The organism is Yoonia sp. R78084 (genome assembly GCF_044595625.1).
Lineage (GTDB): Bacteria > Pseudomonadota > Alphaproteobacteria > Rhodobacterales > Rhodobacteraceae > Yoonia.
The window spans coordinates 1,195,775-1,210,183 of the sequence record NZ_CP138993.1 but is presented as its reverse complement, the minus strand read 5'-3'; the positions used below and the strand labels follow the sequence as shown (position 1 = coordinate 1,210,183).

18 protein-coding genes and 1 tRNA gene are annotated in these 14,409 nt (G+C 59.3%); 10 read left to right on the top strand and 9 right to left on the bottom strand.

The features are described 5' to 3' along the window. The first annotated feature begins 55 nt into the window (after positions 1 to 55). The gene (mazG, locus tag SJY29_RS06270) at positions 56 to 880 is read left to right on the top strand and encodes a nucleoside triphosphate pyrophosphohydrolase (RefSeq protein WP_400087969.1); all 825 of its coding nucleotides are present in this window, start codon (positions 56 to 58) and stop codon (positions 878 to 880) included. On the opposite strand, the gene SJY29_RS06265 is transcribed toward mazG, so the two are convergent. Together SJY29_RS06265 and SJY29_RS06260 are read right to left on the bottom strand one after the other, a co-directional pair. After that, complete coding sequence (locus SJY29_RS06265; protein WP_400087967.1) at positions 877 to 2,682, bottom strand: ABC-F family ATP-binding cassette domain-containing protein; 1,806 nt, start codon at positions 2,680 to 2,682, stop codon at positions 877 to 879. The two genes, mazG and SJY29_RS06265, sit on opposite strands and share 4 nt — an antisense overlap. Positions 2,683 to 2,691: 9 nt before the next feature. Next, positions 2,692 to 3,420, bottom strand: coding sequence for a GNAT family N-acetyltransferase (locus SJY29_RS06260; RefSeq protein ID WP_400087965.1), 729 nt, complete (start codon positions 3,418 to 3,420; stop codon positions 2,692 to 2,694). A gap of 75 nt (positions 3,421 to 3,495) precedes the next feature. Here SJY29_RS06260 and msrB point away from each other — a divergent pair, with 75 nt between their 5' ends. Then, entirely contained in the window at positions 3,496 to 3,888 is a 393-nt protein-coding gene (gene msrB, locus SJY29_RS06255; RefSeq protein WP_076658567.1) for a peptide-methionine (R)-S-oxide reductase MsrB, read from the top strand. A gap of 13 nt (positions 3,889 to 3,901) precedes the next feature. Here msrB and SJY29_RS06250 read toward each other — a convergent pair whose 3' ends face one another. Beyond that, positions 3,902 to 4,762 (bottom strand): hypothetical protein, encoded by an 861-nt coding sequence (locus SJY29_RS06250; protein WP_400087963.1) that lies wholly within the window; start codon positions 4,760 to 4,762, stop codon positions 3,902 to 3,904. 133 nt (positions 4,763 to 4,895) lie between these two features. Further along, a complete protein-coding gene (locus tag SJY29_RS06245; RefSeq protein WP_400087961.1) occupies positions 4,896 to 5,372 on the bottom strand; it encodes an outer membrane protein assembly factor BamE in 477 nt (158 codons plus the stop codon). 84 nt (positions 5,373 to 5,456) lie between these two features. Here SJY29_RS06245 and SJY29_RS06240 point away from each other — a divergent pair, with 84 nt between their 5' ends. The 8 genes from SJY29_RS06240 to SJY29_RS06205 all read left to right on the top strand — a co-directional run bounded on the left by SJY29_RS06240 (position 5,457) and on the right by SJY29_RS06205 (position 10,751). Continuing rightward, a complete protein-coding gene (locus SJY29_RS06240) occupies positions 5,457 to 6,005 on the top strand; it encodes a YceD family protein (RefSeq protein ID WP_400087959.1) in 549 nt (182 codons plus the stop codon). A gap of 161 nt (positions 6,006 to 6,166) precedes the next feature. Then, positions 6,167 to 6,373: a 50S ribosomal protein L32 gene (gene rpmF / locus SJY29_RS06235; protein WP_008236104.1), complete on the top strand. Its 207-nt coding sequence runs from the start codon at positions 6,167 to 6,169 to the stop codon at positions 6,371 to 6,373. A 22-nt stretch (positions 6,374 to 6,395) separates the two neighbouring features. Then, a complete protein-coding gene (plsX, locus tag SJY29_RS06230) occupies positions 6,396 to 7,520 on the top strand; it encodes a phosphate acyltransferase PlsX (RefSeq protein ID WP_400087957.1) in 1,125 nt (374 codons plus the stop codon). 1 nt (position 7,521) lies between these two features. After that, on the top strand, positions 7,522 to 8,493 hold the full coding sequence (locus SJY29_RS06225) for a beta-ketoacyl-ACP synthase III (RefSeq protein WP_400087955.1): 972 nt from the start codon (positions 7,522 to 7,524) through the stop codon (positions 8,491 to 8,493). A gap of 100 nt (positions 8,494 to 8,593) precedes the next feature. Beyond that, the gene (gene ihfA, locus SJY29_RS06220; protein ID WP_110278644.1) at positions 8,594 to 8,896 is read left to right on the top strand and encodes an integration host factor subunit alpha; all 303 of its coding nucleotides are present in this window, start codon (positions 8,594 to 8,596) and stop codon (positions 8,894 to 8,896) included. 3 nt (positions 8,897 to 8,899) lie between these two features. Continuing rightward, the gene (locus tag SJY29_RS06215) at positions 8,900 to 9,475 is read left to right on the top strand and encodes a MerR family transcriptional regulator (protein WP_400087953.1); all 576 of its coding nucleotides are present in this window, start codon (positions 8,900 to 8,902) and stop codon (positions 9,473 to 9,475) included. A gap of 54 nt (positions 9,476 to 9,529) precedes the next feature. Then, positions 9,530 to 9,606 (top strand) — tRNA-Pro (locus tag SJY29_RS06210). Between the two features lie 62 nt (positions 9,607 to 9,668). Continuing rightward, positions 9,669 to 10,751, top strand: coding sequence for a 2'-deoxycytidine 5'-triphosphate deaminase (locus tag SJY29_RS06205; protein ID WP_400087951.1), 1,083 nt, complete (start codon positions 9,669 to 9,671; stop codon positions 10,749 to 10,751). Positions 10,752 to 10,784: 33 nt separating this feature from the next. Here SJY29_RS06205 and SJY29_RS06200 read toward each other — a convergent pair whose 3' ends face one another. From SJY29_RS06200 to SJY29_RS06180, 5 genes are read right to left on the bottom strand one after another with little or no spacing between them, the layout of a single operon-like run. Next, entirely contained in the window at positions 10,785 to 10,985 is a 201-nt protein-coding gene (locus SJY29_RS06200; RefSeq protein WP_110278641.1) for a hypothetical protein, read from the bottom strand. 42 nt (positions 10,986 to 11,027) lie between these two features. Beyond that, positions 11,028 to 11,678: an SMC-Scp complex subunit ScpB gene (gene scpB, locus SJY29_RS06195; RefSeq protein ID WP_110278640.1), complete on the bottom strand. Its 651-nt coding sequence runs from the start codon at positions 11,676 to 11,678 to the stop codon at positions 11,028 to 11,030. Then, the gene (locus tag SJY29_RS06190; RefSeq protein WP_110278639.1) at positions 11,671 to 12,465 is read right to left on the bottom strand and encodes a ScpA family protein; all 795 of its coding nucleotides are present in this window, start codon (positions 12,463 to 12,465) and stop codon (positions 11,671 to 11,673) included. The genes scpB and SJY29_RS06190 overlap by 8 nt, the downstream gene beginning before the upstream one ends. 6 nt (positions 12,466 to 12,471) lie before the next feature. Continuing rightward, on the bottom strand, positions 12,472 to 13,455 hold the full coding sequence (locus SJY29_RS06185) for a glycoside hydrolase family 3 N-terminal domain-containing protein (RefSeq protein WP_400088849.1): 984 nt from the start codon (positions 13,453 to 13,455) through the stop codon (positions 12,472 to 12,474). Positions 13,456 to 13,461: 6 nt separating this feature from the next. Beyond that, positions 13,462 to 14,391, bottom strand: a complete 930-nt coding sequence (locus SJY29_RS06180) for an SPOR domain-containing protein (protein ID WP_400087948.1) — start codon at positions 14,389 to 14,391, stop codon at positions 13,462 to 13,464. Positions 14,392 to 14,409: the final 18 nt, after the last annotated feature.

Here is a 14,409-nt window from a genome sequence, read left to right as displayed (position 1 = left end):
CTCCGGCAAATCTGCTCTTACGGTGCCACTTGACCCCAACAAGAGGCCCCGTGCAATGCCTGATGACACCCTGATCCATGATCCGAACGGCGGAATGCCGCGCCTGCTGGAAATCATGCGGCGCCTGCGTGATCCCGACACCGGCTGCCCTTGGGATATCGAACAGGATTTCACCAGCATCGCCCCCTACACCATCGAAGAGGCCTATGAGGTCGCCGACGCCATCGCCCGCGCCGATTGGGACGAGCTTGAGGGCGAATTGGGCGATCTGCTGCTGCAAACCGTCTATCACACGCAGATGGGGGCCGAGGCGGGGCATTTCACCTTTGACAGCGTCGTCAAAGCGATTGCCGACAAAATGGTCGCGCGGCACCCGCATGTTTTCGGCGACGAATCCCGCGATAAATCCGCCGAACAACAGACCGCCGACTGGGAAGAGATCAAAGCAGCCGAGCGCGCAGACAAAGCGCAGACCCGCACGCTGGACGGTGTGGCCACCGGCCTGCCCGCGCTAACCCGCGCCGTGAAACTGCAAAAACGTGCAGCCCGTGTGGGCTTTGACTGGCCCGATACCTCCCATGTGATCGACAAGATTATCGAGGAAGCAGGTGAACTGGTCGAGGCGCGTGATACGCTCAGCCGCGCAGAGGTCGAAGAAGAATTCGGCGATCTGCTGTTCGTGGTCGCCAACCTTGCCCGTCATCTTGATATCGACCCCGAAACGGCCCTGCGCGCCACCAACGCCAAATTCACGCGGCGGTTTGAGGCGGTGGAAGATGCGCTGAAAGCAATGGGCAAAACCCCCGCCGACAGCGATCTCGCCGAAATGGATGCGCTTTGGGATCAAGTCAAAGCAGCCGAGAAACTGGCGAAAACCTAGCCCGCCTTCTCTTCCAGCATCAACCATTCCTCTTCGGCATCCTGCAACGCAGACTGTCGCGCAACCAATGCGTCAGTGGCTTTTTGAAACTTCACAGGCTGCTTGGTGAACAACTCGGGATCGGCCAACAACTCCTCAAGCTTCGCAATCTCGGCGGTCAGCTTGTCGATGACGCCGGGCAGTTCTTCAAGACGGTGCTTTTCGGTGAACGACAGCCCCGCACTGGCCTTCCTCGGAGCTTCTTTTTCCTTCTTGGCCAAAGGCTTGCTGGCCTGCTTGGCTTCGGTAAAATCACCACCGCGTTGCGCGCGGTAATCAGTCCAGCCGCCTGCATAAACAACCGCCTCACCATTGCCTTCCATGGCAATCGTCGTGGTCGCGACACGGTCGAGAAAGTCACGGTCGTGACTGACGAGAAGCACCGTGCCCTCGTAATCGCCCAAGATATCCTGCAACAGATCCAGCGTTTCGATATCCAGATCATTGGTCGGTTCGTCGAGAATCAGCAGATTGCTTTCCCGCGCCATCAGCCGCGCCAGCAAGAGCCGCGCTTTTTCACCGCCCGAAAGCGAACGCACGGGCGCACGTGCTTGCGCCTCGTTGAACAAAAATTCCTTCAGATAGCCAACCACATGTTTCGGCGTGCCGCGCACCATGATCTGGTCGGATTTGCCCGAAACACCCAGTTCGGGATCATTGGCCAGATTTTCCCACAGCGTCATGTCTTCGTTCAGCGCCGCGCGCGTCTGGTCAAACACGGCAATCTCAAGGTTGGTGCCGAGTTTCACCGATCCTGCGTCCGGCTCCACCTGCCCCAGAAGCATCTTGATCAGCGTGGTTTTGCCCACACCATTCGGCCCCACAAAGGCAATCCGGTCGCCGCGCTGCACCGTCAGATCGAAATTGCGCACGATGTTTTTGCCGTCAAAAGCTTTGCTCAGCCCGAAGGCCTCAACCACTTTTTTGCCAGAGGTTGACCCACCGTCAAAGGCCATCGCCGCTGTGCCCTGCCGTGTGATCTGCGCGGCACGTTCAGCGCGCAATTCCTGCAAGGCCCGCACGCGGCCCTGATTGCGCTTGCGGCGGGCAGAAATGCCTTCCACCGCCCAACGCGCCTCGGCCTTGATCTTGCGGTTCAGCTTATGACGCTGCTGGTCTTCTTCTTCCCAGATCTTGTCGCGCCACGCCTCGAAGTTCTCGAATCCTTCTTCGGCGCGCCGTACCTGCCCGCGATCAATCCAAAGGGTGGCCCGGGTCAGCGCGCGCAAAAATGCACGGTCGTGGCTGATCAGCACAAAGGCCGCACGGGTGGTCTTGAGTTCGTTCTCAAGCCAGGCAATCGCCTCGATATCGAGATGGTTTGTCGGCTCGTCCAGCAGCATCAATTCGGGCGCTTCGGCCATCAACTTGGCCAGTGCGGCGCGTCTGCGCTCCCCGCCCGAGGCCGTGTTCACATCACCTGCGGGATCAAATTTCAGGCCTTCGGCGACCATATCGACCTTATAGGCCTCATCAATATCCAGCCCGCTGGCAGCATAATCCCCCAAGGTGGCAAAACCCGCCATTGTCGGGTCCTGCTCCATATAGCCCACCCGCACACCGGGGGCGGCGGTGCGCGCGCCACTGTCGGGCAGGACCAGCCCCGCCATCACCTTCATCAAGGTGGATTTGCCCGATCCGTTGCGCCCCACCAGCGCCACACGGTCACCGGGTTGGACGACCAGGGACAGGTCTTCGAATACAGGATCGCCGCCGAAGGTCAGCGCGATTTCAGAGAGTTGGAGTAAGGGTGCTCTAGCCATATCCGCCTGCTATGGCAGAGATGCTGTCTGCGCAAGGGCCCTCAGTGCAGCGGCACGCGCAGGCGGCACCGATGCGACCTCAAGACAGGTGAAAACATGCAAGGTTTGCATGGTGCGGTCGATCACCGCGTGGTCACAGACCCAGCCGCCCATGGCCAGATACGTGCGCAAAAGCGGCGGCATCGGCACGGTGCCATGGCACGGGATATCGACAAAGCGCACGACCTCTGCGGCTTTCGGGCCGGGGCGCAAGGTTTCAGGCCCCAGATGACGCGCGGCAAGCCGTTTGAAGGCCTGCCCGTATGGCGCGGGATCGGTGCCTGCAAAACTGGTACAGCCGAACAGGACCGCGATACCGCGCGCATCCACCAGCCCGGTCAACGCCCCCCACGCTACGCGCAAAACATCCGCATCACGCGCATCAGCGGCAATACAAAAGCGGCCCACCTCGATCATCGGGGCGTCGCAGGTTGCAAGGCCGGACAGATCATAATACCCCGCCGCATAGCATTTGCCGATCTCGGCCCCTGACGCGATTTCGAGCAACCGTGCCGTCGCGACCAGCCGGCCCGCTTGATCCTCGACCATCACATGGGCACAGATCGGATCATAGGCATCGCGGTCCTGCCCCTTGCCGCCAAAAAAGCACTGATGCCGCAGGCGTTGACAGGCAACAAGATCATCATCGGTTCTGGCCAACCGTGCCGCATAGCGTCCGTCCTGAAACGAAATTGTCATCTGGGCCTGCCTTGGCGAACTACCGTTACAGACCTAAGTTAACGCTAGAAAAGTTATGAAAGGAATGGGGAAACCATGGATAAAGTTGTCAAATCTGATGCCGAATGGCGCGCGCAGCTCTCGGATATGGCCTATAAGGTCACGCGCAAGCATGGCACGGAACGGGCCGGCACGCATGAGGATTTCCCGAAAGGTCCGGGCACTTACATGTGTGTTTGCTGTGGCGCGCCACTCTTTGAGCAGGCGGCCAAATTCGAAAGCGGCACAGGCTGGCCTTCGTTCTATCAACCCATCGATTCCGAAATGGTTGGCGAAAGTGTCGACCGCAGCTTTTTCATGAAGCGCACAGAGGTGCATTGTAACCGCTGCGACGCGCATCTGGGCCATGTGTTCCCCGACGGACCACAGCCAACCGGTTTGCGCTACTGTATCAACGGGGTCGCGCTGGAATTTGAACCCGAAGAATAGTCACTATGCGTCGCTATGGGCATTTGCGCGCATGCCGCGACACATTCGACATGTTCGTTACAAACCGCGGGAGTGTACACAGGCCACCCGGACAACGCGCCACGCCCTGATCGGTTGGAAACAGAAAAACCTGAGTGTCGACAGTGGCAAACGGGACGTTACTATCATTCAGAAGTACGGGAATATCATTGAAAATCAGCCTGAAAAACGTAGGCGAAGCAGGCGAAACAACATCCACATTATCATACGGAAACCTGTGCTCAAAACCAAAGGGTATGCCCGTCATCGTCGGCTGCACGTATCTCAGATACAAGCGTGGCTCAAGGACCTGCACAGCATTCTGGCAGCCCTCGACGGGGTTTTGAAAGACAGTGCCCGTCACTTCAGACGGCCCATTCGGTTCGTTGATTTGCGCACGCCAACTACTGTCCATGATCTCGAATGCGAAAGGTGAGTGACACGCAGTAAATGTTCCAGAGACCGAGATGGCCGTCTGAGAAAGATTACGTGCATCGAAAGGCGAACGCTGCAATTCGCCGCCGTTGCAGCTGACTTCGACCTGTCTGAGCTCAGTGCCAGACCTGTGACCTACGAAGCATCTTGCTTCTTCCTCTAGGATGACACCATCCGATGATATGCTAGCCTCCCGCAAAGACTGCACATGCTGCGCCGTATAGGACACTTCGCCAGTCTCGAATTCCATTTTAAACGCGGTTTGCCCGGGACCATTGCATTGAGGGTGATCTTCAATGATCGTGAGCGGAGCAAATAATCCATTTGGAATATCTGGTGCAATTGTGTCCGCATCGCTGGCAACAGGTGCCGCGATGAAAAACGCGCTCACAACACCACCTAGACAAAGTGAATTCTGCATCGATCCCCCTACTCTACTTCAGGTAGAAATATGGGCAGCCTGATCTGTCACTTCAAGGTGCAGGCGTCTCTGGCAGCAGCCTCGTGACCAAACCAGCGGGCATGACAAGTGATTGTAATTGCCTAAGTGCGCCTTACGGCTCGTCACCCAGGAACTGCCCGGCATCAATGCGGCCGAACGATCCCAACAGCTGGCTGAGGAAGGTAATGTCGTTGATACCGTCCTCTGTCACCCGACGGTCAAGCACCACCACGCGGCCATCTTCGAGCGTGTAGCGCGAGATATTGCGCACCCGGTCGCCTGCGTCAAAATCAATCGCCAGAACCTGTCGGTCCACCTCTTCCGGTGCGAAGGGTCCGAAAATTTCAAACTGGCTGGAGGCATAGTAGATCGTGTTGTTCTGCAAGGCGCGGTCAGACACAGGCGGGCCGAAAAGGGCGATCACCTCGTCCTTGGTTGTGCTGCCGACATTCACTGCCGCCAGCTCTTCTGCGGGCGGGATAAAGCCGTGGTAGCGGTCCATCGGGCTACAGCCGGCCACGATTGCAAACACGGACACGATTCCTGCGGCCTTGATTGTTTTGCGCAGCTTTACTGTCATCGCACTCATACCCGTCGCCTCTTGCCTTGGCGCCGCGCGCCTTTTATCCCCGATACAGTACACCCCGCCCCTGTTCAAGAATCGAAAGCAGTTATGACCAACATACCCACGTCACATCTGCGTTTGGCAGATCTGGCAACGCGCAAACCAACACCCTTTGAACTGGTGCCGACGCCACAGGAACGCACGGCGATTGCAGAGGAACTCGGCATTGTCGGGATCAAGAAACTGCGCTTTGCGGGGACACTGACACCGCAAGACCGCAAGGACTGGGTCCTGAACGGCGAACTGGGTGCCACGGTGGTGCAATCCTGCGTCGTCACGCTTGATCCGGTCACCACCCGCATAGACGAGCCGCTTGTGCGGCACTACATCGCCGAACTGCCCGAGATTGAAGCCACCGAGATCGAAATGCCTGTGGACGACACCGTTGAGGCATTGCCCGAAACGCTTGACCTTGCGCAGGTGATGATCGAGGCGCTGGCGCTGGCTTTGCCGCTTTATCCGCGCAAAGAGGACGCCGCGCTCACAGATGCGGTTTTCACCAAACCGGGCGAAACCCCGATGACGGACGATGATGCCAAGCCCTTTGCGGGCCTAGGCGCTTTACGGGAAAGTCTTGAAAAGAAAGAAGAAAAATAGCACCACGGCCCTTGGCGAAAAAGGGTTGCACTATAGAGGAATCGCAGTATGTTCGCGGCCTCTTTGACATCGTGTCTCGACAGGGCTGCCACAATGGCGTAGGACCCCGCGCAGACGCACAGAAATCAGGGCCGCGGCCCTTTAAACCATAGGGTTGAGACATGGCTGTCCAGCAGAATAAAGTATCCAAATCCCGCCGCAACAACCGGCGTGCACACGATTCACTCGTAGCGGCGAACCCGAACGAGTGTGACAACTGTGGTGAGCTGAAGCGCCCACATCACGTGTGCCCTTCCTGTGGCCACTATGCGACACGTGAAGTGATCGCAGACACCACAGAAATCGATCTCGACGACGACGCTGCTTAACGTCGCATAAAGGCAAAGTGGCATGACAACACCCCAGACGGACACCGCTCCGACACAGGGGCATGCTGCGAGCCACGTGCTTTCCGTCGACGCCATGGGCGGCGACAAAGGGCCTGCAACGGTTGTTGCGGGCCTTGCCAAGTTTCTGGGCAAGCAATCTGCCGCCTCTGCTATTTTGCACGGCCCCAAGCAAGAACTTATCCCACTTGTCGACAAGCACGGCATCGCAGAACGCGTAACGATCCATGATGCCACTGACGTGGTGATGATGACCGACAAGCCCAGCCATGTGCTGCGCCATGGTAAGAACACCTCCATGTGGTCGGCAATTGAGGCGGTACGCAACCGCGAGGCCGCCGTCGCTGTCAGTTGCGGCAACACAGGCGGTCTGATGGCGATGTCCATGCTGCGCCTGCGCAAGGCCGAGGGCGTCAACCGCCCCGCCATCGCCTGCCTGTGGCCGTCGCGCAATCCGTCAGGGTTCAACGTGATGCTGGATGCAGGCGCCGACATCCGCGCCGATCAGGATGACCTGCTGACCTATGCGCTCATGGGGGCCTCCTACGCGCGCAACGGCCTTGATATCGCGCGCCCTCGTGTGGGGCTTCTGAATGTCGGCACAGAAGAGCACAAAGGCCGTGCTGAGTTGAAGGTCGCCCATGAACTTATTGGAAACGCTGCGATAATCGGTGACTTTGAATATGTCGGTTTTGTTGAAGGCGGCGATCTGCCTTCCAACAAAGTCGATGTGATCGTCACCGACGGTTTCACCGGCAACGTCGCGTTGAAGACCGGTGAAGGCACCGCCACGCTGATCAGCGAGTTGCTGCGCGGTGCCTTGATGAAGAACCCGTGGTCTATGCTGGGCGCACTGCTTGCGGGTGGTTCTTTGCGCAGCTTGCGCAAACGGATTGATCCGCGCCGCGTGAATGGCGGGGTGTTCCTGGGGCTGAACCAGACGGTGATCAAGAGCCACGGCTCTGCCGACGAAACCGGTGTCGCAGCCGCGCTGCATCTGGCCTACCGGCTCGCCCAAAGCGGTTTTTCAGATAAACTCGCAGCAAGGGTTGCGTCCGCTGCCTCGCTTGCCCAAGATGCAAGCACGGCAAGCGGAACCGACGGTTCCAAAATAAAAACGGGCAAATAACATGGTGCGTCGCGCAGTGGTCAAAGGGGTTGGTCATTACCTTCCCGAACGTGTGGTTTTGAACGCTGAATTCGAAGCAACACTCGATACCTCGGACGAATGGATCAAGACCCGTTCCGGCATCGAACGTCGCCATTTCGCCGCCGAAGGTGAAACCACATCCGACCTTGCGATCAAAGCCGCCAAAGCGGCCCTTGCCATGGCGGATATGGACGGGAACGATATCGACGCCATCGTTCTGGCCACTTCAACCGCCGATCTGACATTTCCCTCGGCCGCCACAATGGTGCAAAACGCCATCGGCAACACAAGGGGCTATGCCTTTGATGTCCAAGCGGTTTGTGCCGGATTTGTTTATGCACTTTCCAATGCCAATGCGCTGATTGTCTCGGGTCAGGCCGACCGTGTCCTTGTGATCGGGGCCGAAACCTTCAGCAGGATCATGGACTGGACGGACCGCGCGACCTGCGTGCTTTTCGGGGATGGTGCGGGTGCGCTGATCCTTGAGGCAGAGGAAGGAACCGGTGAAACCTCCGATCGCGGGATCCTGTCGGTCGATCTGAATTCTGACGGGCGTTACAAGGACCTGCTCTATGTCGACGGTGGCGTCTCAACCCAGAACTCGGGTATGCTGCGCATGAAAGGCAGTGAGCTTTTCAGACATGCGGTCGAGAAGCTCGCGAAAACTGCCGACACCGCACTGGAAAAGGTCGGCCTTGGCGCGGATGATATCGACTGGGTCGTACCGCATCAGGCCAATATCCGTATTATCCAGTCCACAGCCAAGAAGCTGGGAATCGGGATGGACCGGGTGATCGTGACTGTGCAGGACCACGGCAATACCTCGGCTGCATCGATTCCCCTCGCGCTTTCGGTTGGGGTACAGAACGGGCAAATCAAACAGGGTGATCTGCTTGTGACCGAGGCAATCGGTGGCGGATTGACCTGGGGTGCGGTCGTCATCCGCTGGTAAGGGCCGGAAACACGCTGTTCACTGTGCTTGCCAAGCCGTTGTTATTGACTCTGAAATTACGCTGCGCCTATGCTCTGTGAAACTGTGAGGGGTTCCGACTATGGCTGACAAGACTTTGACGCGGATGGATTTGGCAGATGCAGTGCACAGTCAGGTCGGACTTTCCCGGAACGACAGCGCCGATCTGGTTGAAAGCGTCCTGACACATGTTTCCGACAGCCTCGTTAACGGTGAAACAGTCAAGATTTCCTCATTCGGGACATTCTCGGTCCGCGATAAAGCGGCCCGCGTTGGTCGCAATCCGAAAACGGGCGAAGAGGTGCCGATCCACCCCCGCCGTGTTCTGACATTCCGCCCTTCGCATCTGATGAAAGATCGCGTCGCAGACGGGAACAAGCGCTAGGTCATGGCCAAAGCCAAAGACGCTTTCCGCACGATCAGTGAAGTCGCTGAGTGGCTGGACACGCCCACCCATGTGCTGCGTTTCTGGGAAAGCAAATTCAGCCAGATAAAACCCGTCAAAGGGGCCGGTGGCCGGCGGTATTACCGCCCTGCGGATATGGAACTGCTCGGCGGGATCAAACAGCTTCTCCATGTTGATGGCCTGACGATCAAAGGCACACAAAAGCTGCTACGCGAAAAAGGCGTCAAATATGTTGCCAGCCTCGGGCCGTCGATGACGGCACAGGCCGAACCTGTCCATGAACGGGCGCAAATCGACGCCGCGCCAACGCCGGAACCAGCAGCAGCGCCAACACCGGCAGAGCCGACACCAGCGCCAGCGCAAGAGGCCCTGCCCTTCGCACCAACGGCACCTGCGTTTGCCATCGACCTGCCTCTACCCCCAACGACGCTGCCTGCTGCAAAGCCGCGGTTGATCGGACGCGCACCTGCCAATTCACATGCCATGCGGGCCCGTGCCGCACAGATCACCCCGCTGCTCGCGCGGCTGGAAGAGATTCGTGCGCGGATGCATGGCTGAGAGATGTTTTTCGGGCTTGCCCTTGGACGAGTTTGGGGTATGAACGCCCTCAGTCGGGCTATAGCGCAGCCTGGTAGCGCGTCCGTCTGGGGGACGGAAGGTCGCAGGTTCGAGTCCTGCTAGCCCGACCAATCATAACCGCCCGCCTGTGCGCAAGCACGGCGGGCGTTTTGGTATCAAGAGGGAAGACGATATGACAAACGCTGGTGTCCTCGCCGACCATCAAATCCGCGATATGATCGCATCCGGTGGCATCACGGCCGACACCCCGATTGAGCCCGGCCAGATCCAGCCCGCCTCGCTTGATCTGCGTCTGGGCAGCACAGCCTACCGTGTGCGCGCATCCTTTCTGGCAGGGCGCCAGCGCACAGTCAAAGACCGTCTGGCCGATTTTCAAATGCACACTGTGGACCTGACAGGCGGTGCCGTACTTGAGAAAGGTTGCGTCTACGTCGTCCCGCTGATGGAGCGCCTGCGCCTGCCCAAAGGCATGACTGCTGCGGCCAGTGCAAAATCCTCGATCGGGCGGCTGGACCTGCTGACCCGCATCATTACCGATCACGGTGTCGAATTCGACCGTGTACCCGAGGGCTATGACGGCCCGCTTTACGTGGAAATTTGCCCACGGTCCTTTTCGGTCGTGGCCCAGCCCGGACAGATGCTGAACCAGATCATCTTCCGGCAGGGCAAAACCCTGATGTCAGACGCTGATCTGCGCGCCCTTCACGCGCAAACACCCATCGTTTCGGGCGATCCTGTCATCTCGGATGGCTTGGGCTTTTCGGTCGACCTGCGGCCCGAGAGCGGCACCTTGGTCGGCTACCGCGCCAAACCGCATACGGGTGTCGTGGATCTGGCGAAACTGAACCACTACGACCCGACCGAATTCTGGGAGGAGGTCCATACCAAGGACGGCTGGATCATCCTTGATCCGGGTGCCTTCTATATTCTGGTCAGCCGCGAAGCGATTGTGATCCCGCCGATGCAGGCCGCCGAAATGGCCCCCTATCTGGCAATGGTAGGCGAGTTCCGCGTGCATTACGCAGGCTTCTTTGATCCCGGTTTCGGCTATGCCGAAGCGGGCGGCGCAGGATCACGCGGTGTGCTGGAAGTGCGCTGTCACGAAGCGCCCTTTGTACTGGAACACGGGCAGGTCGTGGGCCGGCTGGTTTACGAGAACATGTCTGCCCTGCCAGCCGCGCTTTACGGGCGCGACATCAAATCGAACTATCAGGGACAGGGCCTGAAACTGTCCAAGCACTTTCAATCAAAGTAATACGCAGTCCCGGACCTGATCCGGGACCTCGTGCTAGCGCATAAACCGCCGTGCGGCATTGAGCCCGCGTTGCGCCTTTTGCGCGGTCTGCTGTGCGTTCTTGGCCTGCGCGCGTTCTTCTGGCGTCATATCCTCGGGCCGCTTGCCCTTGTTCGCCATCAGCGCCACGCCCTTGCTCATGCCTTTGCGCATCAAAATCCGCATGCCCATGTTGATCAACTGGTTCACATTCATCTGTGTCTCCCTATCTGCTCTACGCCATGTAAGGCCTGCGGATTAATCTTCAAACAATTCGGACTGGTTGTCGTCGTCATCGGCGTCTTCTGTCTCGCCCAATATCTGTGCACCCGGTGGCGGACGGTTTTCCAGAAGGCCCGCAGAGCGCAGTTCTTTCAAACCTGGCAGGTCACGGGCGTTTTCCAGACCGAAGTGATCCAGAAATCCCTGCGTGACAACAAACGTCACAGGCCGCCCCGGTGTCATCTTTCGGCGGCCAAAGCGGATCCATTCCAGTTCGATCAACTGGTCAATCGTACCACGACTGACGCTGACACCACGGATTTCTTCAATCTCGGCGCGCGTCACAGGCTGATGATAGGCCACAATCGCCAAGGTCTCGATCGCGGCACGGCTCAGCTTGCGGGTCTCGACCGTTTCTTTCTGCATCAGAAAGCCCAGATCACCCGCTGTGCGGATGGCCCAGGCATCACCCACCTTCACCACATTCACCCCGCGTCCCTCATAGCGTTTGCGCAGATGCGCAATCGCCTCGGCGGGGTCACAGCCATGCGGCATCCGGCCCGTCAGTTCCGTGATCGTCACCGGATCAGCGGTCGCAAACAGGATCGCCTCGACCATGCGCTCCTGTTCGCCCATGGGCGGCGCTTCAAAGAGGCTTTCGTTGCGGGGGGTCTCTGTCTTAGCCATCACGCGGGTCTTTCTTGCGGATTTCGATCGGGGCAAACATCTCGCCCTGCCGGATTTCTATTTTGCCTTCCTTGGCCAGTTCGAGCGAGGCTGCAAAAGTTGCCGCCGTCGTCGACCGGCGGCGTTGCGGGTCGGCATCCCAGCCGTCTGGCAGGTAACTGACAATATCGGTCCAGTTGCCCGCAAAGCCGATCAGCGACCGCATGCGTTCAAGCGCCTGTTCCATCGTCATCACATGCTGACGGTCCATCACAAAGGGGCGGAAATCATCGCGGGTGCGGATCCGGGCGTACCCCTGCATCAGGTCCAGCAGTGTGGCGGTATAGGTCACGCGGCGCACGCGCTGCACGTCTTCGGTGATCCCACGGGCAAAGAAATCGCGGCCCAGCTGGTCGCGCGCCATCAGTTGGGCGGCGGCATTACGCATCGCTTCAAGCCGTTCAAGCTGGAACGCAAGATGTGCCGCCAGTTCCTCGCCCGACGGCCCCTCCTCCGAGGGGTCAGGCGGCAACAAGAGCCGCGATTTGAGGAAGGCAAGCCAGGCCGCCATCACCAGATAATCCGCAGCCAGCTCCAGCCGCAGGCGTTTGGCCTGTTCCACAAAGGCCAGATATTGTTGGGCCAAGGCCAGAATGGAAATCTGGCGCAGGTCCACCTTCTGTGTGCGCGACAGCGTCAACAACAGATCGAGCGGGCCCTCGAATGCGCCCACATCAACGATCAAGGCCTCAGCGGCGACACGCTCGCTGACACTGATCGTGTCTTCCTGGAAATCTTCGCCCTGCATCTGCCCTCAGCCTAAGTGACGGCCAAGTTCCGCTTCCAGCGCCCCGATGTCAATATTTTCAGGTGTTTTTCGCAATGCCAAAGCACGATTTGCGCGGGTTATGGCCGCGTCCGTCATCACGCCCGACGCCTGTGCCACCGCCGCCATTTCATCCGCCTTGCCGTTGCAATGCAGGATAATATCACAGCCCGCCGCGATACTCGCCGCTGCACGCTGCGCGACCGTCCCCGAGAGCGCCTCCATCGACAGATCATCGGTCATCAAAAGACCATCGAAACCGATGTCCTTGCGGATCACTTTCATCATTCTAGCGGATGTTGTGGCGGGATTGGCGGGATCAATATCCGAGAACACAATATGCGCCGTCATCCCCATCGGCAGATCGGACAGCGCCGCAAATGGCGCGAAATCCCATGCGTCCAATTCCGGCCGCGGCGCATCCACACGCGGCAGGTCCTTGTGGCTATCCACCGCCGCCCGCCCGTATCCGGGGATATGTTTCAGCACCGGTAGCACCCCACCGGCAAGATGCGCATCGGCACAGACGCGGCAGGCATCAACGACCGTCTGCACATCATACCCGTAAAGGCGGTTCTTCAGAACCGGATGCGTTGCCTCTTCGGCGATATCGGCCAAGGGGGCGCAATTGGCATCAATCCCGACGTCATGCAGCTCTGCGGCGATCAAACGGTTGCGGACCCAATGGGCCCGCAGCGGATCAGCAGCACGCGACATCTGGTCCAAGGCAGGCAGGTATTCGCGCCAATGCGGGCTGCGCATCCGCTGGACGCGCCCGCCCTCTTGATCAATCAGGATCATCGCGTCGCGCTGGACCGCTTCGCGCAGGCTATGCGTCAGGCGGCGCAGCTGGTCAGGGTTGTCGATATTGCGCGCAAAAAGGATAAAGCCAAGCGGCTGGACTTCGCGGAAAAAGCCGCGTTCCCAATCCGTGATCTCCAGCCCCTCAGGGCCGAAAATCGTCGCATTCATCGTCACTTAGTTGACCACCACGGCAATGCATTCCGCGCCTTCGGCCTGCAAGGCCGCACACAGGCGGCGGGCTTCGGCGCGGTCTTCAAACCCGCTGGCCCGCAAACGGTACCACGTGGCACTGCTTTGATTGCTGACCTGTATGACGCGCTCGCGCCCGCCCATCAACTGGCCAAAGCGTGATTGCAGACGGTCCCATTCGGCTGCGGCAAGGCTGGGGTTGGGAAAGGCGCCAAGCTGCACAAGGTTGGTACCGGCAGGAAAGGTTGCGGTCGTGACGGCCACTTCGCTACTGGCAGGCACAGGTGTTGCCGCAGCCACCGGTGCCGGAATACGCATATTTGCAGGCCGGATCACAGGACGCACCGAGATGGCGACACCGGGCACGCTTGCCGGGATCACATTTGGGTCTTGTGCCTCTTCTGAAGGCATCATCGGTGGTTCGGTGCTCAGGGCTGCCAATTGCGCGGCAAGCGCTGTGGCGTCATCCAGCGGGGCAACGGCGGCAACGGCCTCATCCGCGACACTCTCGTTCTCAAACGCTGTGGGGACCTCTTCAACCGCCGCCGAGACGGTTGAAAGAACCTCCGGTGTTGGTCGCACGTCAAGGTCTTCGGGTGACAATCCCGCCGTGCGCGGGGCCAGGACCAAACGATCCTCGGGACCGCCCGCTTCGCCCATCGCGGCGACTTCATTCACCGAAAGCCCCGTATGCGCGGCAACGCCACCACCGGGGTTGTCGGGCAGAACCCGCATATCGCCTTCCATGGCGCGCACCACGGGGATCCCGCTGACATCACGCACGATCAGCTTGTATCCCCAAAAGCTTACGCCAAGGATCAGCGCCAGCGAAAACGCCGCACCTGCGAAGTTGACTAGATTGGTTGAGCGCGGCTCACGCGCCGCCCGGGCGAACCCGTCATCGTATACTGCCATCTCTGCCTCACTGCGCCC

Coding starts and splice junctions, on each gene's coding strand:
- mazG (WP_400087969.1), top strand. CDS start 56: ATGCCTGATGACACCCTGATCCATGATCCGAACGGCGGAATGCCGCGC.
- SJY29_RS06265 (WP_400087967.1), bottom strand. CDS start 2,682: ATGGCTAGAGCACCCTTACTCCAACTCTCTGAAATCGCGCTGACCTTC.
- SJY29_RS06260 (WP_400087965.1), bottom strand. CDS start 3,420: ATGACAATTTCGTTTCAGGACGGACGCTATGCGGCACGGTTGGCCAGA.
- msrB (WP_076658567.1), top strand. CDS start 3,496: ATGGATAAAGTTGTCAAATCTGATGCCGAATGGCGCGCGCAGCTCTCG.
- SJY29_RS06250 (WP_400087963.1), bottom strand. CDS start 4,762: ATGCAGAATTCACTTTGTCTAGGTGGTGTTGTGAGCGCGTTTTTCATC.
- SJY29_RS06245 (WP_400087961.1), bottom strand. CDS start 5,372: ATGAGTGCGATGACAGTAAAGCTGCGCAAAACAATCAAGGCCGCAGGA.
- SJY29_RS06240 (WP_400087959.1), top strand. CDS start 5,457: ATGACCAACATACCCACGTCACATCTGCGTTTGGCAGATCTGGCAACG.
- rpmF (WP_008236104.1), top strand. CDS start 6,167: ATGGCTGTCCAGCAGAATAAAGTATCCAAATCCCGCCGCAACAACCGG.
- plsX (WP_400087957.1), top strand. CDS start 6,396: ATGACAACACCCCAGACGGACACCGCTCCGACACAGGGGCATGCTGCG.
- SJY29_RS06225 (WP_400087955.1), top strand. CDS start 7,522: ATGGTGCGTCGCGCAGTGGTCAAAGGGGTTGGTCATTACCTTCCCGAA.
- ihfA (WP_110278644.1), top strand. CDS start 8,594: ATGGCTGACAAGACTTTGACGCGGATGGATTTGGCAGATGCAGTGCAC.
- SJY29_RS06215 (WP_400087953.1), top strand. CDS start 8,900: ATGGCCAAAGCCAAAGACGCTTTCCGCACGATCAGTGAAGTCGCTGAG.
- SJY29_RS06205 (WP_400087951.1), top strand. CDS start 9,669: ATGACAAACGCTGGTGTCCTCGCCGACCATCAAATCCGCGATATGATC.
- SJY29_RS06200 (WP_110278641.1), bottom strand. CDS start 10,985: ATGAATGTGAACCAGTTGATCAACATGGGCATGCGGATTTTGATGCGC.
- scpB (WP_110278640.1), bottom strand. CDS start 11,678: ATGGCTAAGACAGAGACCCCCCGCAACGAAAGCCTCTTTGAAGCGCCG.
- SJY29_RS06190 (WP_110278639.1), bottom strand. CDS start 12,465: ATGCAGGGCGAAGATTTCCAGGAAGACACGATCAGTGTCAGCGAGCGT.
- SJY29_RS06185 (WP_400088849.1), bottom strand. CDS start 13,455: ATGAATGCGACGATTTTCGGCCCTGAGGGGCTGGAGATCACGGATTGG.
- SJY29_RS06180 (WP_400087948.1), bottom strand. CDS start 14,391: ATGGCAGTATACGATGACGGGTTCGCCCGGGCGGCGCGTGAGCCGCGC.